Raw genomic sequence first — 17,845 nt, 5'->3', positions numbered from 1 at the left:
TGCGACGGGCGGAACGTCCGGAGCACGAGAAAATTGCGGAGCAATTTTCGAGTTGCGATGGGCGGAACGGCAGGAGTTCGAACACCGCCAGGTGTAAGCGGCGATTGGCCGGAACAGCACGAGCACCGCAGGTGCGAAAAGATGGGTGCCTTCCCGGGGTGATGGCCGGTGGCAGGAGGAGAGGAGGGTGGGCCGGGGATTGTGGGCCACGGCCGAACATCGTCCTCGAAAACGCTCCGCGTTTTCTCAAACTCCGATTGGCCTGCAAGGCCAATCGTCGTTACGTAAAGAACGGCTTGCGCCTGCTGACTGCCTCGCGAAACGCGTCTTCGAGTTCCTTGCCATGCTTGCCCCTGATATCGACCAGGTTATCGCTCCGCAGAAGACAGGGTTTGAGTTTTCCATCCGAGGTCACGCGCAGGCGGTTGCAGAACCCGCAGAACTCCGTGTTGTGGAGAGGCCGGACCACCTCGACCTCGGCGCCGTCGAGGCAGTACTTCTTCCGGTGGTGCATCCTGCGGGTGACGACCCGGGTGGCCCGCTCGTTCAACTCCTGCTCGACGCTGTCCACGTCCCCGTGGAACTTGCACTCGTTGAACTCCATCAGCTCGATGACCTGCAGGATGAGATCGGGTTTGTCCCGGACGAACGCCATGAAGTCGTCCAGTTCATCCTCATTGATGCCCTCGAGAAGCACCATGTTCAACTTGACCGGGGTCAGGCCGACCTCGATCGCCGCATCGATCCCCACAAGGACATCCGCGAGGCAGTCCTTTCCCGTGATTTGCCGGTAGCGCTCGGGACGGAGGGTATCGAGGCTGACGTTCACCCGGGCAAGCCCGGCCTCTTTGAGTTCTGCCGCCTTTGCGGCGAGGAGCGTCCCGTTCGTCGTCAGGGAGGACTCGACGCCCTGCGGCACGGAACGGATGATATCGACGAGGTCGCGGCGGAGGAGGGGCTCCCCGCCGGTGAACTTTATGCTCTTGATACCGAACTGCACGCCCACCCGCATCAGTTCGGCGATATCTTCGGCGCTCATCTGCTCCTCCGGTCCCACTTCGCCCTCGGCGTGGCAGTAGATGCACCGCAGGTTGCACCGGGGTGTCAGGCTGATCCTGAGGTTGGTCACGGTTCGGTTATAGGGGTCCTTCAGCACCATCGCATGTTCCTTTGAATTTCTTTGCAATAATGTAGGTCTCGGCACTCCCTTTCCGTGACGCCTTCGTCCTGTACCCCCGAACGGAATAGAAGTGTTTTCTTGTTTCAGCGAGCAGTTCCCCGAAGAGTTCACCCTGGAACGACTTGATCACCATGTTGCCGCCGGGCTTTAAGATCGTGCACGCAAACGCCAGGGCATCCTCCCCAAGCCCTATCGCACGGGCCTGATCGTAACTCTTCTGGCCCGAGAGTTTCGGTGAGGCGTCGGAGACCACGACGTTGACGATCCCGCCGGCCTCCTCACGGATGCGTTCCTGCACCCCGGGATCGGTGAAATCCCCGACGATGGTGGTGACGCCTTCCATGGGCGCAATCGGATTGAGATCCACGCCGATGACCTTCCCTCCGGTCAGATCGCGGAGCACCTGCAGCCAGCTGCCCGGCGCCGCCCCGAGGTCGACGACATTGTCGCTCGGCCTGATGATCTCGTTCTTCTGCTGGATCTCCAGCAGTTTATAGGCGGCCCGTGCCCGGTATCCGGCCTTCATCGCCTTTCTATAGACGCTGTCTTTTGTCCATTGAGAACCCATTGCGAGAATACCCTCCGCTTGAGGCCGACAGACGGTTACTTATGTCATCAGCATGATCAGGAGATTATGTACGGTATTTGGTGCAGTTAACTATGAATGTATAGGGTTGCACCCGGTGCCGGCATACAGGGCAGTTAGGGTATATCGTAAAGCACTATAATGAATAGCGCGATTATATACTTTCAACGAGAGTTTACTAAGGGGTCACAATGTTAAAGGCAACGATTGATGCAGATATATTTCGGGAATCCATCGACGCGATCGCCGCACTGGTGACGGAGTGCCGCCTGCATACGGCCGAGGATGGGATCCGGACGCGAGCCGTCGATACCGCAAACGTGGCCATGGTCTCCCTGGAACTCCAGAGCACGGCGTTCAACTCCTTTTCGGCGACTGCTGGAGAACTGGGCCTGGATATCGCCAAGATGAAGAACATCCTCGGGATGATGGGGAAAGGCGACGCGCTGACCTTGAGCCTGCTCGATGAAGAGCGGAAACTGGAACTGAGCTTCGGCGGCTACCGCTACTCGGTCACGCTCCTCGACGTCAATACCATACGGAAAGATCCGAACCCGCCGGGGATCGACCTCCCGGGGAAGGCGGTCATATCAGGAGATGCGCTGAACAGCGCCATCAAAGCGGCTGCCGTCATCTCCGATAAGATTGCTCTCGGGATCGACCCCGAAACCATGACCTTCTACATGGAGGCAGAGGGAGATACCGACCAGATCAAACTCGCGCTCGGTGAGGACCAGCTCGTCGCCTTGAACCCGGTGCAGGCCCGCTCCCTCTTCTCGATCGACTACTTAAAGGATATGGGCCGGGTCATGGCACGCGCGGACGAGGTGGAAGTCTACCTCGGCATCGATCACCCGGTACGGTTTGTCTTTGACATTGCGGACGGGAACGGCCGTGTGGATTACCTCCTTGCCCCTCGGATCGAGGCTGATTGATGGATGTTGTACTCGACCGCAAAGAACTCACTAAATACCCCTTTTTAAAAGAGTCCCAGCAACTGGCTCGCCGGCACGTGGAGTCGCTCGAAGAGTTTCTCGCAAGCAGCCCGGGCGCCGTGGCGCTCGAGCGGGCAAAGGAGCGGGTCATCGAGGCCCTCTCCGCGAAGAGAGAGTTTTCCGACGAAAGACCGCAGAATATCAAACCCGAACTTGAGATTGCAAGTTATGCCCTTGCGCGGATGCTGGTCTCCTGCCTCGGCGACCGGTCCCTCATCGACCGCCTTGCACGCTACGAGGCCGAACGCGCATCCTTCTTCCTCGCGACCGAGGACCCGGAGATACGGCGGTTCGTTGCCTGGAGTATCGGCATCAGTACCGGGACAACGACCCTCCGGGTCGCCGATTACGTTGAACTGGTGCCGCACCTGCGCGACAAGCGCTGGCGGCTCGTGAACAGGGATGTGCAACAGGGGGCAGTGAGCCTTGAAGCCGGCGAGATCGACGAACTCATCCGGGAGCGGATCCGGGTCATCCTCGTCGATCAACTTCCGCTCCGGGTCCCGCCCGGGATCTGCGAACGTCTTGGACCGGTCACGAGCGAGATCGCCGCGCTGCGCCAGCAGCAGAGCCTCGAAGAGTTCGGCGAGATCAAGGAGATGGCCTTCCCGCCTTGCATCAACGCGCTCATCCAGGCGATCACCTCAGGAGCGAACCTGACGCATATGGGTCGGTTTGCTATCACGTCGTTTCTCCATACGGTCGGGATGAACACCACCGGCATTGCGGAGATCTTCGCGCGGGCGCCCGATTTCGACCTCGATATGACGATGTACCAGGTGGAGCACATCTCCGGCCGGGGCGGCACCGAATATACCCCTCCGTCGTGCGCCACCATGCGCACCTTCGGGCTCTGCGCGAACCGGGATAAGGACTGCGAGCGGGTCAACCACCCCCTGAGTTACTACCGGTTCAAGAAGAACGTCAAAAAAAGACGGAGTTAAGCAACCATTTTATCGATCGTATAGCCCGCCATACTGAGCGCGGCGATGAAGATAACCAGCGCGAGGACGTATGCCGCTCCCTCTATCCCTGCCATAAGTCCGGGCAGCATCACCAGAAGCGCGATAAACAGTGCGAGAGACCCTAATCCGGCCAGCACCTCAAGAACCCGTAGATTCATGTACAGGAGTGGGATACGTGCAGGTATATCTCTATCCCCGATGGGGGGGACCTGCATGTTTATGATGCGCGCCCGACAACCCGCTTTGCATGGAGAGAGATGAGGCACTGACTCTGGTCCGGCGTTACGTGGCGTCGCCGTCTCATATCACCCAAGTCGCACCTGCGGTGCAACCGCTACGGCCCTTCGGCCCGACGCGTAGTTTTGCAACGGCGGCCATCATGAAGAGGGTTGCTGAGCATCTCGATGAGGATGCCGGGACGTGGGAGGTCATCGGCCTTCTGCACGACATCGACTACGACCTTGTCGAAGGTGATATGGAGCGGCACGGCATCGAGGGCTACCGGATCCTCATCGAGAACGGCGTCCCGGAGGAGATCGCGGGTATCGTCCGGCGCCACAACCACCTGCTTACCTCCGGCTACGGACGCCCCGTCGAGATCGCGCTCCAGGCAGCCGACAGCGCATCGGGCCTGCTCATCGCCTGTGCCCTCGTCAAGGGCGGGGCGATCGACGCGGTCACGCCCCGGACGATGAAGAAGAAGTTCAAAGAGAAGTCGTTCGCCGCCGGGTGCGAGCGCCATAGGATCCGGCTGATCGAGTCCCTCATGGATATGGATACGTTCTACCGTCTCCCGATAGACGGGCTTATGGAAGTTCGCGGCGATATCGGCTTCGCCTGAACGCAAACTATATCTAACGCCCGGGATGAGGATAGAGAGCAATGGCATCCGAAGACCGCACGAGGGTGATCGCCCGCATGGAGCAGGCCGTGACGCTGCTCACCGAGAGGATGGACGCCCGGCTTATCCCGGAGGTCGGGATGCAGATCGCCTACGCCCTGCCCGACGCGCGAAGCAAAGATGACGTGGCGGGGGTCCTCGGCCGGATCGTCAGGCTCGGCGACCGTGTCCACCCCGTCGGGAAGATCGCGTTCGGGGCAAGCGACCACGTGGCCAGGATCGTCATCACGGCCATGCGTTTTAACCCGGGGGTCCGGAGCGCGGCAAACATCCGCTTCTCCGAAGCGATCCTTCCGGAGCTGGAGAACCTCCTCTTCGAGGTCTGCTCCTTTGACCGGGCAAAAGAACCGCCGGGCGTGCAGACAATGGACTGGGGTGTCGCCTTCTGCTGCAGGGAGGGCGTGCCCGACGTCGTCTACGACCGGGGCGCCGTAGGAAAAGAACCGATGATCCGGGTCTTCGGGGAGGATCCGGTCCGGGTCGCACACAATATTCTTAAACTGTCGAATCGCATAACCTATGCACAATTATAAGGGAAGGTCCACATGGGAATAAAACCATCATATATCAAGAACCTGGGCGAAGAACTCCTCGTCAAGCATCGCGACAGATTCAGTGGAGACTTTGATGAGAACAAGCATGCCGTCGCTGAAGTTGCCGTGATCGACAGCAAGGGTGTCCGGAACAGGGTTGCCGGGTACATCTCAAGAAAGATAAATACAAGGAAGCGTTAACCCTCACTGTATGTTTGAGGGAATCCTTCCGGCAATCATTACCCCTTTTCACCGGGACTCCGGGTTGAGTCTCGATATTGAAGGATTACGGTCCAACATCGAGTCACTGTTGCAACGTGGAGTCCACGGCATCGTCCCCTGCGGGTCGACCGGGGAGTCCGCGACGCTCACGTTCGAGGAGCACGAGCAGGTGATCGGCGAGACCGTCGAGGTCGTCAACGGGCGGGTGCCGGTTCTCGCAGGGACCGGATCGAACAACACCGCAGAGGCGGTTCGCCTGACCCGGTCGGCACAGGATGCGGGTGCGGACGGCGCGCTCATCATCAGTCCGTACTACAACAAGCCGAACCGTTCCGGGCTCATCAAGCACTTCACGAAGCTCGCCGATCTCGACCTTCCCGTCATCCTTTACAACGTCCCCGGCCGGACGGGGCAGAATCTTCAGCCCGATCTGGTGATCGAACTGGCGCGGCACCCGAACATCGTCGGGATCAAGGAGGCGAGCGGCGATATCACCCAGATCTCCCGCATCATCGAAGGGACGCAAGACGAGGACTTCATTCTCCTCTCGGGGGACGACGCGATGACCCTTCCCGTCCTCGCCGTAGGGGGCGCGGGCGTGATATCGGTTGCCGCAAACGTCGATCCCGGCCGGATGGTGCAGATGTACGAGGCCTTCCGCGCGGGCAACCTTGCCCGCGCACAGGATCTGCACCATGAACTTGCCCCGCTCATGCGGGCGATGTTCATCGACACGAACCCCATCCCCGTGAAGAAGGCGGTGGAACTCCTCGGGATGGCCGCGGGATCGGTCCGGCTGCCGCTCGACGAGCTCGATAGTGCGAAGACGGAACAACTGAGAGGGGTGCTCGCGAGCTATGACTAGGATAGCTGTAGCCGGGGCCCTGGGGCGTATGGGCACCACCATCGGCCGGATCGTGAACGAAGCTCCTGACCTGGAACTTGTTGGAGGGGTCGATCTGGCGGAGGGGACGCTCTTTGGGGAGGAAGTGGTTCCCGCGGCCCGGATAGATGCGTTCCTCAAGGAAAAACGGCCCGATATCCTGATTGACTTCACCGTTGCAGCCGCTGCGGTCGAGAATATCAAGGCGGCAGCCGGAAACAACGTGGCGCTCGTCGTCGGGACGACCGGGTTCTCCCCCGAACAGAGGGAAGTGATCAGGGGTGCCGTCGAGGGGAACGTACCTGCGGTGATATCGAGCAACTTCTCGGTCGGCGTCAACATCTTCTGGAAGCTCGTGCGGGAGGCCGCTCGCCAGCTCGGCGACTACGATATCGAGGTCACGGAAGCCCATCATCGCTACAAGAAGGACGCGCCGAGCGGCACGGCAAAGACCATCCTCGAGATTCTGGACCAGGAACTCGGGAACCGCGAGAAGGTCTACGGTCGCGTCGGGTTGGCCGAACGGAAGGAAGGCGAGATCGGTGTCCACGCCATCCGTGGCGGCGACATCGTCGGCGATCATTCTGTTCTCTTTGCAGGGAACTTTGAGTGCATCGAGATCTCTCATAGGGCCTACGACCGGGCAGTCTTCGCGCAGGGCGCGGTCCGGGCCGCCCGCTGGGTCGTCGGGAAAGAGCCGCGCATCTACTCGATGCAGGAAGTCCTCGGGCTGTGAGAAGGGAGAACGAAATATATTTTTTACTACACGCATAACCTATGTACATTCGGAGGAACAAAGTTGCCAGCAGTTGTTGATATCGAGAAGTGTACCGCCTGTGAGACCTGCGTAGACGTCTGCCCGGCGTCCGCCATTCAGATGGAAGACGGCAAAGCGAAGGTCGACGTCGATCTCTGTGTCGATTGTGAGACCTGCGTCGACGAGTGCCCTTCTGAGGCAATCTCGATGGAATAAAGAAACATACTCTTTTAATACCACCTACACTACAGATATTTTTGTCTATGATTAATGTAGGAGTGCTTGGTGCCACAGGAGCGGTGGGACAGCGCTTCGTTCAGCTTTTAGCGGATCATCCCTGGTTTCATCTCCAGACACTCACCGCTTCTGAACGAAGTGCGGGAAAACCCTATGGTAAAGTGGTCAACTGGCGCCTTGATGCGCCGTACCCGGACAACGTCAGCGATATCGTCGTCACTCCCACAACCGTCGAGAGCCTGAAGGACTGCGACCTGGTCTTCTCGGCGCTGCCTGCCGAGGTGGCGACGTCCCTTGAGACGGAGATCGCCGATGCGGGTATCGCCGTCTGCAGCAACGCCCGGTCGCACCGCATGGACCCCGACGTCCCGCTGGTGATCCCGGAGGTCAACCCCGATCACCTGGGCCTGATCGATGTCCAGCGGGACCGCGGGCGCGGGGGGTTCATCGTGACCAATCCGAACTGCTCGACGATTGTCCTTACGCTGGCCCTTGCACCCCTCAGATCATTCGAGTTTCATGACGTGCGTGCGGCGACCATGCAGGCGATCTCGGGAGGCGGATTTGACGGCGTCCCCGCCATGGCAATCTACGACAACGTCGTCCCCTACATCGGTGGCGAGGAGGAGAAGATGGAGACCGAGACCGTACGGATCCTGGGGGAGTTCAACGGCTCCGAGGTGATCCCGGCCCCATTCAGCGTGAGCGCAAGCTGTCATCGGGTCCCTGTCGTCGACGGGCACACCATCGCGGTCTGGATCGACGTGAACGAATCAGTCGCCGAAGTGAAAAAAGCTTACGCAACCTTTAAGTCACCTTTCAGCAATCTACCCTTACAGCCAGCAAAGGCAGTTGAGCTCCTTGACCAGTCCGACCGTCCGCAACCACGGCTCGACCGTAATCGGGGGCGGGGCATGACGGTGTCAGTTGGGAGAATCCGTGAAGGATTGCGATTTGTTGCGCTCGGGCACAACACCATCCGTGGGGCCGCAGGCGCATCTGTCCTCAACGCAGAACTGATATACTCGATGAAGTATCTCTAGACGAGGTGGGCTAATGATAAAAGATAACACAGTATTCGTGGGAAACAAACCAGTCATGAACTACGTGCTCGCGGTGGTCACCCAGTTCAACAATGGAGCGGAGGAAGTTGCAATTAAGGCCCGGGGAAAGGCAATATCTCGTGCGGTCGATACGGCGGAGATCGCGCTCAACCGGTTCTTAGAGAACGTGAACAAGAAAGAGATCTTTACGTCGACCGAGATGATCGACACGGATACGGGGAAGACGAACGTCTCAAGCATTGAGATCGTCCTCACGCATGCGAAGTGAGGTCTCGACAGCACTTTTTTTGACGCTCCCGGGGGAGCGCAAAGGGCGGTTCCGCCTGCTTTCCACCCGGTTTCAGCAGTTCCGCTATCACCCGGGCGCCCCTCATGTGTCGCCTGCAAGGTGTCGGCGTATCGTGGTACCCGCTTTTATCCGGGCTATTCGGCCGATATTCCATCATACTGCCATTTCTGTCCCGGATCGACCATAAAGGTTTTATGAGTCCCCCCATAACCATTGTAGCATGAAGTGGGTGACGCTCGGGCTGGTGCTGATGCTGGTCTCTGCTCTCGTCGCTCCCGCGGTTGCGGCGGGTGGGGAGCGATACAGTTACATCACGGTCGAAGATGTCACCGTCCAGCTGGAGAAAGCGGATGCCGTCGTCACCATGAACTACACGATCGACGGCGGCATCGGGTTCCTTGTTCTCCTCCTCGGGAAATCCGACCTGAAGCAGAAGGTGCTCGACATACTGAACTTTAACAACGCCGAGGTTCAGCGTCTCGATCTCGAGCACGTCGAGGTGCGCGTGAAGAACGTCTCCAGTGACTACGGACAGGGATCGTACTGGCTGCCGGCGCACAGGTTCGGCGTGGTCGTGCCTTCGCTCACCATCATCACCCCGCAGGACGTCAAGCACTACGAGGATGTCAGTGACTTCCCTGACGGGCTCGGCTATTTTGCTTGAGATCGCCCCCGTTCCAGCACTCGTTCCGCGAGCCGGTCGAGGCAGATGGGGGGTCTTGCGACGCCCGATGGTAAAACGGTCGTTACGCTCCGGCACCAATCACGAGCAGGTCACGCCGTTTTCAGGGTGAACCGAAGCGCTGCACCTTTCTCCGGGTGCGCGGGCACCCGGTCCTCGGCCCAGATCCTGCCGCATACTGTCTGATGAGGATCTGCGCCAGGTGCAGCCCGAATCCTTCGCAGATACCCGTTTTTACTGCTGGCACAGGTAGAGTATCGTCTTCCGCCGTCTGCGATACCCGGGCCGGCACCCTCGATAACGAGGAGGATCCGGTCGGGCTCTTCGGCAGGCTTACGCCTCTCTCTTCAGCGCGACCGGCTCGCGCTCGTCCACCCACCTGCCCAGGAGCGACTGGAGGTAGACGCCGAGAAAAGCGCAGAAAAGGCCTCCGATTGTGGCGAAGATGATGTACTTCACGCCGTCCGCACCTGTTATGGGAAACCCGACGATCTCGCTGATCGAGAGGATGTAGGTGCTTGCCCCGTAGGCGATGGCGCCTATGGCGAGCACGAAGAACGGCAGGGCGACCACCCGCTGGATCGCCTCTCGCTCATTTAAGAAGACGTCGATGATCTTTCCTCCGGATGCAACGAGACCGGCGGCGGTGAACCAGGCGATAGCACCGTAGATGAAGGCCAGGACCTGGAAGAAGATGCCGAGCGAGGTGTAATACTCGAGGAGGCTTATGAGCCCGAGGACGATCCCGACGATACCGAGTAGTAGTGCGGTTATATACGAGACGAAGGTGAACCTGCCGCCATGCAGCGATGTCCTCAATGAGCCGATCAGATACCCGAAGATCTCGTCGATCCCGATACCCTTGAAGAGCAGATAGGTTCCGACGACACCGACGACGACGATGGTTGCGCCCTCGGGGTATCCCAGCAGGTAGCCCACCGCATAGAGGAGCATGGCAAGACCAAGCGGTACGAGCACTATCTTCGAGACTTTCGGGTCGTCGAGGAGCCTCTTGAGGATATAATACGTCCCCTCGAGGTTCGGCATCTGGTTGACCACGACTCTCCGCACGCTGCTGACCGGCACCCGGGACTGGATGATCGGCAGGACGTACTCGTCTTCAGCACCGTCCGTCACCAGGATGCAGTTTGTCGAGCCTGTCGCCGAGAGGATCGTATCGAGACTGGACGCCACCCGCCGATCCCCCTCGAGCAGATTCATGTGGTTGCCGCAGATGACGGCGATGGCAACCTCTTCCCCCCTCCCAGTGAGTTCGTCGTAGAGTTTGATCGTCTCGAAGATCGCGTTGACGTCGGAGTCTTCGGGATCGATCAGGGCAAGAGCGGTCGCTGCATGGAGGCATGCCTCCCGACCCACGATGGGACCGTCGATCCGGGCTTTAAACCCAAGATCGTCATCGCGATCGACACAAAGGACGAGCGTCCGCTCTTTTACCATTCAATAGAACATCTCTTCGAATCTATTAAATAATTTGCAGTGGGGACGAAAAAAGTATTAAATAAGTTTTGCACGCTGGAGCAGGAGCAGATCGTCGGTGGTGATCTTTTCACCGTCGCGGAACTGCTGGAAGACACGTTCTGCCTCTTTCCGGACGGCTTTCTGCTCTTTGGTGACTTTGGTCTTCTTGGTCTTCTTCCGCAGACCCGAGATCACCTTGTCGTAATCACGGAGTTCCTTCTGGCAGGCGATGAACTGCTTGTGCTCCTCGTCCGCCGCCTCCTGGGCTTCAACGAACTGCTGGTGGGCCAGGTCGGCCTCCTCGCGGGACTTGTCGGCTTTCCGGTACGACTCCACCATCAGGTCGTGGTGCTGCTGGGCGGCCTCGGCCTTCTCGGTGACGTCCTTGTGGATCTCCGAGGCCAGTCTGCGAAACTCACGGGCATCGGTGAGTTTGGTCCGCATCTCCTTGTTCTGTTCGAACTCGGCCTCCTGATCCTTGGCTGCCGCCTTCAGCTGCTTGATCTTCTCGATCAGTTCGCGCTCTTTATCGGTGCTGTAGACCTCTGTCTGCTGCTTGAACTCCAGATGCTCGATCTGCTTCTGGATCTCCTTGATGCCCCGATTCTTGAGGTTTCCGTGCTCCTTCTTGAAGGACTCAATCTCCTCGAAGAGCGCGTTCGCCTTATCGTTGTACTCGTTCCTCTGGTCCTTCAGCGCCTGAACTTCCTCGTTGATCTTATCCCGCTGCTCTTTGTGCTGTTGCGCCTCCTCGACAAATTCGCGGGTCTGGGTGTTTAAGGTGTTGCGTTCGCGGGCGTTTTTGCTGGCAAGCGCATTCAACTCGTTGCGCCGGTCTTTGTGTTGTTCAGACTCCGCAAGGACTTTTTTTCTTTTCTCAATCAGATCGTTCAGCATTCTCTACCAATCCTCGACATTCGGTACCTGTCTCATATCCCTGCCAGCGGAAGTCCGCTTCCATGCACTGAGGGATGCCGGAGGCTTATGTAGCGGCTACACCACAAGAAAAGACGTTTCCGGACTCGGCAATCGAGACCGTCGTTCATCTGTCTGCTCATGTGTTCAACCCCGGTACTTGGCAACCGCAGACCCGCAGGTTCTGCGCCCTGCACAATACACCCCGTGCTGGAGGGATTATACAAGAACGTCTATAATTCAAACGTCATTCGTACTATTAAGTATTTCGTAGAGGACCCGGGAGACGCGCCGCCGTCGCCCGGCCCTCATACGGAGATGTAAAGAGGGTAGGGGAAAATTAAAGAAAATCTATAAGGTGCCCGCTTGGGGCGTCCCCAGCCACACGCCTGCCGGTGGGTGTGCTGGATCGCTGCATCACCGGTTCATAGGCACGGTGGCTCCCGAGGATCTGTGCACTTTTAACGCCGGTCATGACCGCCATGACGCGAACTCTTCCCTCATAATCGCTGTTCACCCGCGCTCCCCAGATGACGTCCGCGTGCGGGTCGAGTTCGTAGGTCAGGGAACTTGCGATCTCTTCGGCGTCCTGGAGGGTCAGGTCGTTGCCGCCCGTGATGTGGATGAGGCTCCCGGTTGCTCCCCGGTAGTCGATGTCCAGCAGGGGGTGGTTTAAGCACTCGTGGACGACGCTCTCGGCCTTGTTCTGCTGTTTGCTCTCTCCGACGAGCATCACGGCGACTCCTCCCTTGCTCATGATGGCGCGGACGTCCGCGTAGTCGATATTGATGAGCGAAGGCTCGGTGATCGTCTCGCTGATGCCCTTGACGGTCTCCGCGATGAGCTGGTCCATCACCGAGAACGCCTGGCCGAGCGGCAGGTTCGGCACGAACTTGATGAGGCGGTTGTTGTCGAGCACAATCACCGAGTCGGCAGCAGCAGAGAGTTGTTCAAGCCCTTCTTCTGCACGGAGAAGGCGGGCCTTCTCGACCTGGAAGGGGTAACTGACCATGCCGACGACGATAGCGCCTTGCTCTTTTGCTATCTGCGCGACGACCGGGGCTGTTCCCGTACCGGTACCTCCACCCATACCGGCAGTGATGAAGACCAGATCGGCATCCGCGAGCAGGGTCTCCAGGGTCGGCCGGGCCATCTCGGCGGCACGCCTGCCGACGTCCGGGAACCCACCCGCTCCAAGGCCTTTGGTGAGTGATTTGCCGACAAGAACTCTCTTATCCGCCTGGATCATGTCCAGATGCTGCTTGTCCGTGTTGATCGCGATCGTCTCTGCACCGCTGACCTGCATATGGTAAAGCCGGTTGACTGTGTTGTTGCCGGCGCCCCCGCACCCAACGATGACGATCCGTGGCTGGCCGAGGATATCGTCTTCCTCGACCGAGTCGGTTTTCAGGCATCTCTCACGTTCTGCGTGTTTCAGCGCCTCGTTGATGATTGTCTGCATTGAATACCTCCTAAACCTGGAATGAAATCTGATCGGCCTCACGCAGAACACGGTTTCCATGCCTCTCGAGAAGCGCCCTGACGGAATACCGCACGGCCTCCGATACCGTGGGGAACTCGCCGGCCTCCACCAGCTTCTCGAGCATTTCAACCTGCTGCCGTGGTAATCTGATAGTTATCCGATCCATCATTTCAATCACTCGTATCTGACATTTAGCAGCTTTATGTCTGCCATTTGTCAGACAATAGTAATCTTTTTGTCTGACCGTATCAGATATGCCATAATAATATCTGTATGGTATAAATACCTTCTGAAACGGCTCTGTGTCTGACATAATGGTTTTATGGATAGCAGCCGACAACGTACCTTCACAGGATTACCACGGATATGAGAAAGAATCTCCCCAAAAAGATGGAACATGGTGGTCGGGTGCGCTGGCATCGCACCCGAGAGAGAGGCGAGCTGCTCGATTTCAGTGCTAACGTGAATCCGTACCCCCCCCGGATACCCTGGACGCCGGACCCGCTGGTGCTGAAAGATTACCCGGACGACCGGTATGAACTGCTCAAAGAGGTAATAGGCAGAGCATTCGGCCGCGATACAGCTGAGGTCACCATCGGCAACGGATCCGTCGAACTTATCCGCGCGTTCTGTTCAGCCATGCTCGGAGACGGCGATATGGCCTGTATCAGACCCCCGACGTTTGCCGAGTATGAGATGGCGGTGAAGCTTGCCGGTGCCCGGTGCACCGCCGATGAGAACGGAGCTGTCGTCCGGTTCCTCTGCAACCCGAACAACCCTACAGGTCTCCTGCACACCCGCCCGGAACTCCTCCGGCTGCTTGAGAAGACCGCCGGGCAGGGGGCGTGCCTCTTCCTCGACGAAGCCTTCATCGAACTTGCCGACCCCCACCAGAGCCTTGCCGACGTCTCCCACGAGAACCTCTTCGTCCTGCGCTCCCTGACGAAGAGCTTCGCCGTGCCGGGCATACGGTTTGGATACGGGTTCGGTACGCCTGAACTCATCGAGAAGGTGGAGACCGTACGCCTCCCCTGGACAGTGAACGCGTTCGCCGAGTCCTTTGCGATCGAGGCTTTCCGGCACTATGAGGACCTCGAACGCTCGCGGGAGAGGGTCGCTCGGGAGCGGAACTGGCTTTCTGGCCGCCTGGATGACCTCGGCCTCGTCTATGAACCTCCGTCCGCAAACTATATTCTGCTGGCAGTCCCGCTGGAGGCGGAAGTGCTTGTCGAGCGGCTCTTCTCGCGCGGCATCCTCGTCCGGGACTGTCGGTCGTTCGGGCTTCCCCGGCACATCCGCGTGGCCGTACGGACCCGGGAGGAGAACCGGCAACTCATCGAGGCGCTCGAAGCATGCTTGCCCTGATCATGGCCGGGGGGCGGGGGTCCCGGCTCCGGATGGGTGAGAAACCGCTTGTCACCGTCGGCGAGCGGCCCATGCTCGCCTACGTCATTGATGCCTTCTCGTCTGCAGGGCATGAGGTGGTCGTAGTCGCCTCACACAGAACACCGTTCACCAAAAACTGGTGTCGGGCGCACGGGGTTATGCTGTATGAAGCCAAAGGGCTCGGCTACGTCGAGGATATCCATGCGGCAGCGGAGGATCTCGGGGAGGAAGGAGCACCCTTCTTCACCTGCGTATCCGACCTCCCCTGCCTTGCCCCCGATATCGTCGCCGCCATCGAGGCCGCCTGGCGTCGGGCGGGAACACCGGCGTGCTCCACCTGGGTGCCCCGTGAACTCTGCGAGGAGCACGGCTGCCGCACGCAGTATACGGAGACGGTCGACGGCATCCCGGCCGTTCCTGCCGGGATCAATATTCTGACGGCGGGCGGCCTCGATAGACCGCAGGAAGAGCTGTGGCTCCTCCTGCACGACAGAAGGCTCGCCTTCAACATCAATACGCGCGAAGAACTGGTGCTGGTGCAGGAATACCTCCGCCGGAAGCGGGGACCGTGACCTCCGGAGTGCGGCTGGTTTTATGCACTGTTGTGGAGATCAACTGCGCCGGCGGAGAACCATAACGCTGTCGTGCGTTTCACAATGAACGGGAGAAGTCCAGTGTTCCCCTCCTGAAGGTCTCCGGTCTTCGCCCGCTCCGTTCTTTCGCACCTGCGGTGCTCGTGCTTCTGCGCTTCAGCCGGGCAGGGCGCGGAGGTTCGTTTGAACCGGAAATTGAGCCCCCGAAGAGTGCGACGGACGGAACGTCCGGAGCATGAGTACCGTCAGGTGCGAGAGCACGTGGAGTTCCAGGACTCGCGGTGTGTTGCCTGCCCGGAGGAGTGCCCGGGTTTGTTCGCCATCACAGACGGGCAGCAGCGTGTAACGTTCAGATAACGAATGTATGCAGTCGATGCACGGGGAAACTGTATTATCGGACAATCACCCACTCTTATATATGGAATCCTGCCGGGAAATCGAACTAGAGGGTCATATTATTGATTCAGGCATTATGACCCTGGTGTTTGATAGGATCATGGATATGGGGGGAGAATTCGAGATCCTCACATTCGATGTCGGGAAGCAGAAGACGGACACCAGTTACGCGCGGCTGCGCGTGGCGGCACCCGCCGAATGGCAACTCGACGCCATCCTCTCCGAATTGCACCGGCTCGGCGCACGCACCCCCGAGATCAGCGACGTCACCCTCGTACCGGCAGAGGGCGACCGGATCCTGCCGAAGGGGTTCTACTCGACGACCAACCACCCGACGTTCGTGAAATACCGGGACGAATGGCTGCCCGTCGAGTATATAGAGATGGACTGTCATATCGTGGTCGATGAGAAGGAGAAACGGGCGATCTGCACACCGATATCAAAGATCAAGGCCGGTGATGCCGTCGTCGTCAGCGAGGCCGGGGTTCGAGTCGTCTTCCCCGAACGCCCGAGGAAGGTCAGCACGTTTGAGTTCATGCACGGGACCGTCTCGTCGGAGCGGCCGAGCGAGGCGATCATCGCAAAGATCGCCTGCGAGATCCTTGAGATGAAGAAGGCCGGGGAGAAGATAGCCCTCGTCGGCGGCCCGGCCATCGTCCACACGGGAGCGGCCGACGCGCTTGCGAAGATGATCCACGAAGGCTACATCGACGTTCTCTTCGCGGGGAACGCGCTTGCCACTCACGATATCGAGTCCAACCTCTTCGGCACGTCGCTCGGGATGAATGTAAGGACAGGTACGCTCGTCACCGGGGGGCACAAGCACCACATCTACGCCATCAGCGAGATCATGCGTGCCGGGTCTATCAAGAACGCGGTTGACCAGGGGGTCGTCACCGGGGGGATCATGTACGAGTGCGTAAAGAAGGGCATTCCGTTCGTGCTTGCCGGCTCCATACGGGACGACGGACCGCTCCCTGACGTAATTACGGATGTCGTGGAAGCGCAGGACACCATGCGTCGTCACATCCACGACGTCGGGATGGTGCTGATGGTCGGGACCCTCCTTCACTCCATCGCCGTCGGAAACTGCCTCCCCTCATACGTCAAGACGGTCTGCGTCGATATCAACCCCGCATCGGTGACGAAACTGATGGACCGGGGCACGACGCAGGCGATCGGCGTCGTGAGCGACGCCGGAACGTTCCTCCCGCTGCTCGCAAAGCAGCTGGAGGAACAGAAAGGGTGCTAGCGGGTAAGCGGCATACAGAACGGCTCTTCGTGGTCCAGCACGAACTCCCACTCTTCTTTGCACCCGCACTCTGTCTCGGCGAGGGCGCGCAGGAGCCCGGTATCTTCGGTCAGCGAGTAGTCGCCGATCCCCTTCACGATCGGACCGTCGCAGGAACCGCAGTTGTGCGGCCCCCGGGTCTGTCCGCCGCCGACGGGGTCGCAGAGGACATGCACCGGGGAAGCGATCAGCACGTCGAGGACGCTCCAGAGGTACGGCGGGCGGTATGCGTGCTGCTTCCAGAGGCGCTCGACCTCGGTCCTGCTCTGGACGGTGCAGAGGTTCATCGAGATGCTGTCGGCAACGGTTGAGACGTCCTTGATGGAGCGCACCATGTCATCGCGTGCCTCGCGCTCGGTCAGGAACGGCGGTTTCATCAGCAGGTAGGCCTTCACGCCCGCGCCGGCTGCGCGCGCAACTTCTGCGGCGCGGAGGAAATCGGCATACGTAAATCCCTTATCGATACTTTTCTCCCGGATGCCGTCGTTCGTGGTCTCAAGACCCACGGCGACGGAGAGCGGCCGTCTCCAGTCGCCGGTGTCGATGCCCTCCCGGAACTCCTCGAGCGCCCCGAGATCGACGTATTCGGGCCTGGTTTCGGCGATCACCATCTTGCCCCGGAACGCCTCCGCGACGGCGCGCCGGGCGGCGAGCGGGACCTCGTCGGGATCGAAGAAACTTCCCGAGGTGAAGACCTTCAGGACTTGATAATCCTCGTCACGGAAGTTTTCTTTCACCCAGCGGACCTGGCGGATCAGCCGGTCGGCGAGCTCGTCCCGGGGAAGATCCGGGTAGCGTTCGTGCCGGTAGCCGCACATCCGGCACCGGTTCCAGGAACACCCGCCGCTCTGAAAGATTACCGTCAGCGTATCGAGGATCTGCCCATCGTAACGGTCTTTCCCCCGCCATGACGCCAGCGGCTTCTCAATCGATTTGGATAGCATTATACCTCTTATTCGTTGATGTACTGGTATGAAAAGGATCGCATGGCTGACACTCATCGCTGCG

The 17,845-nt window shown here is 59.4% G+C and carries 22 protein-coding genes; 14 read left to right on the top strand and 8 right to left on the bottom strand.

The genetic code is table 11. From position 1 onward, the window contains the following. Nucleotides 1–280: 280 nt before the first annotated feature. Nucleotides 281–1,159: a GTP 3',8-cyclase MoaA gene (gene moaA / locus PLN84_RS10120; protein ID WP_348532051.1), complete on the bottom strand. Its 879-nt coding sequence runs from the start codon at nt 1,157–1,159 to the stop codon at nt 281–283. Beyond that, entirely contained in the window at nt 1,137–1,748 is a 612-nt protein-coding gene (locus tag PLN84_RS10115; protein WP_292386071.1) for an RlmE family RNA methyltransferase, read from the bottom strand. The genes moaA and PLN84_RS10115 overlap by 23 nt, the downstream gene beginning before the upstream one ends. Nucleotides 1,749–1,957: 209 nt before the next feature. Between PLN84_RS10115 and PLN84_RS10110 the strand changes: the two genes are divergently transcribed. Further along, nucleotides 1,958–2,701, top strand: a complete 744-nt coding sequence (locus PLN84_RS10110) for a DNA polymerase sliding clamp (protein WP_292386069.1) — start codon at nt 1,958–1,960, stop codon at nt 2,699–2,701. After that, entirely contained in the window at nt 2,701–3,705 is a 1,005-nt protein-coding gene (gene priL, locus PLN84_RS10105; protein ID WP_292386067.1) for a DNA primase regulatory subunit PriL, read from the top strand. The genes PLN84_RS10110 and priL overlap by 1 nt, the downstream gene beginning before the upstream one ends. Here priL and PLN84_RS10100 read toward each other — a convergent pair. Then, nucleotides 3,702–3,884: a hypothetical protein gene (locus tag PLN84_RS10100; protein WP_292386065.1), complete on the bottom strand. Its 183-nt coding sequence runs from the start codon at nt 3,882–3,884 to the stop codon at nt 3,702–3,704. The genes priL and PLN84_RS10100 overlap by 4 nt on opposite strands. 89 nt (nt 3,885–3,973) lie before the next feature. On the opposite strand from PLN84_RS10100, the gene PLN84_RS10095 reads away from it, so the two are divergent. The 9 genes from PLN84_RS10095 to PLN84_RS10055 all read left to right on the top strand — a co-directional run bounded on the left by PLN84_RS10095 (nt 3,974) and on the right by PLN84_RS10055 (nt 9,276). After that, nucleotides 3,974–4,567, top strand: coding sequence for an HD domain-containing protein (locus PLN84_RS10095; protein WP_292386063.1), 594 nt, complete (start codon nt 3,974–3,976; stop codon nt 4,565–4,567). A 41-nt stretch (nt 4,568–4,608) separates the two neighbouring features. Beyond that, nucleotides 4,609–5,160 (top strand): thiamine-phosphate synthase family protein, encoded by a 552-nt coding sequence (locus tag PLN84_RS10090; RefSeq protein ID WP_292386061.1) that lies wholly within the window; start codon nt 4,609–4,611, stop codon nt 5,158–5,160. A 12-nt stretch (nt 5,161–5,172) separates the two neighbouring features. Beyond that, nucleotides 5,173–5,361, top strand: a complete 189-nt coding sequence (locus PLN84_RS10085) for a 30S ribosomal protein S17e (RefSeq protein ID WP_292386059.1) — start codon at nt 5,173–5,175, stop codon at nt 5,359–5,361. A 10-nt stretch (nt 5,362–5,371) separates the two neighbouring features. Further along, nucleotides 5,372–6,247, top strand: coding sequence for a 4-hydroxy-tetrahydrodipicolinate synthase (gene dapA, locus PLN84_RS10080; protein ID WP_292386057.1), 876 nt, complete (start codon nt 5,372–5,374; stop codon nt 6,245–6,247). Further along, a complete protein-coding gene (gene dapB / locus PLN84_RS10075; RefSeq protein WP_292386055.1) occupies nt 6,240–7,001 on the top strand; it encodes a 4-hydroxy-tetrahydrodipicolinate reductase in 762 nt (253 codons plus the stop codon). The genes dapA and dapB overlap by 8 nt, the downstream gene beginning before the upstream one ends. Nucleotides 7,002–7,064: 63 nt before the next feature. Continuing rightward, the gene (locus tag PLN84_RS10070) at nt 7,065–7,238 is read left to right on the top strand and encodes a 4Fe-4S binding protein (RefSeq protein ID WP_292386052.1); all 174 of its coding nucleotides are present in this window, start codon (nt 7,065–7,067) and stop codon (nt 7,236–7,238) included. 47 nt (nt 7,239–7,285) lie between these two features. Next, nucleotides 7,286–8,302, top strand: a complete 1,017-nt coding sequence (asd, locus tag PLN84_RS10065) for an aspartate-semialdehyde dehydrogenase (RefSeq protein ID WP_348532050.1) — start codon at nt 7,286–7,288, stop codon at nt 8,300–8,302. A gap of 13 nt (nt 8,303–8,315) precedes the next feature. Next, nucleotides 8,316–8,591, top strand: coding sequence for a DNA-binding protein Alba (albA, locus tag PLN84_RS10060; RefSeq protein ID WP_292386048.1), 276 nt, complete (start codon nt 8,316–8,318; stop codon nt 8,589–8,591). Nucleotides 8,592–8,832: 241 nt separating this feature from the next. Then, nucleotides 8,833–9,276, top strand: a complete 444-nt coding sequence (locus PLN84_RS10055) for a hypothetical protein (protein WP_292386046.1) — start codon at nt 8,833–8,835, stop codon at nt 9,274–9,276. A 351-nt stretch (nt 9,277–9,627) separates the two neighbouring features. On the opposite strand, the gene PLN84_RS10050 is transcribed toward PLN84_RS10055, so the two are convergent. The 4 genes from PLN84_RS10050 to PLN84_RS10035 form a co-directional block, all read right to left on the bottom strand. After that, nucleotides 9,628–10,752: a DUF373 family protein gene (locus PLN84_RS10050; protein WP_292386044.1), complete on the bottom strand. Its 1,125-nt coding sequence runs from the start codon at nt 10,750–10,752 to the stop codon at nt 9,628–9,630. Between the two features lie 57 nt (nt 10,753–10,809). Then, nucleotides 10,810–11,670, bottom strand: coding sequence for a phosphoserine phosphatase (locus PLN84_RS10045; RefSeq protein WP_292386041.1), 861 nt, complete (start codon nt 11,668–11,670; stop codon nt 10,810–10,812). A gap of 358 nt (nt 11,671–12,028) precedes the next feature. Continuing rightward, nucleotides 12,029–13,150 (bottom strand): cell division protein FtsZ, encoded by a 1,122-nt coding sequence (ftsZ, locus tag PLN84_RS10040; RefSeq protein ID WP_292386039.1) that lies wholly within the window; start codon nt 13,148–13,150, stop codon nt 12,029–12,031. A 10-nt stretch (nt 13,151–13,160) separates the two neighbouring features. Next, entirely contained in the window at nt 13,161–13,340 is a 180-nt protein-coding gene (locus PLN84_RS10035; protein ID WP_292386275.1) for a type II toxin-antitoxin system ParD family antitoxin, read from the bottom strand. Between the two features lie 338 nt (nt 13,341–13,678). Here PLN84_RS10035 and PLN84_RS10030 point away from each other — a divergent pair, with 338 nt between their 5' ends. The 3 genes from PLN84_RS10030 (at nt 13,679) to PLN84_RS10020 (ending at nt 16,798) form a co-directional block, all read left to right on the top strand. Further along, nucleotides 13,679–14,536, top strand: a complete 858-nt coding sequence (locus PLN84_RS10030; protein ID WP_299954330.1) for a histidinol-phosphate transaminase — start codon at nt 13,679–13,681, stop codon at nt 14,534–14,536. Further along, entirely contained in the window at nt 14,524–15,129 is a 606-nt protein-coding gene (locus PLN84_RS10025; protein WP_292386035.1) for an NTP transferase domain-containing protein, read from the top strand. The genes PLN84_RS10030 and PLN84_RS10025 overlap by 13 nt, the downstream gene beginning before the upstream one ends. A gap of 439 nt (nt 15,130–15,568) precedes the next feature. Next, nucleotides 15,569–16,798, top strand: coding sequence for a TIGR00300 family protein (locus tag PLN84_RS10020; protein WP_292386033.1), 1,230 nt, complete (start codon nt 15,569–15,571; stop codon nt 16,796–16,798). On the opposite strand, the gene PLN84_RS10015 is transcribed toward PLN84_RS10020, so the two are convergent. After that, complete coding sequence (locus PLN84_RS10015) at nt 16,795–17,781, bottom strand: archaeosine biosynthesis radical SAM protein RaSEA (protein WP_348532049.1); 987 nt, start codon at nt 17,779–17,781, stop codon at nt 16,795–16,797. The two genes, PLN84_RS10020 and PLN84_RS10015, sit on opposite strands and share 4 nt — an antisense overlap. Between the last annotated feature and the right edge of the window lie 64 nt (nt 17,782–17,845).

The organism is Methanoculleus sp., assembly GCF_035363275.1.
Lineage (GTDB): Archaea > Halobacteriota > Methanomicrobia > Methanomicrobiales > Methanoculleaceae > Methanoculleus.
The sequence above is the reverse complement of the archived record's forward strand: the minus strand, read 5'-3'. Positions and strand labels throughout refer to the sequence as shown.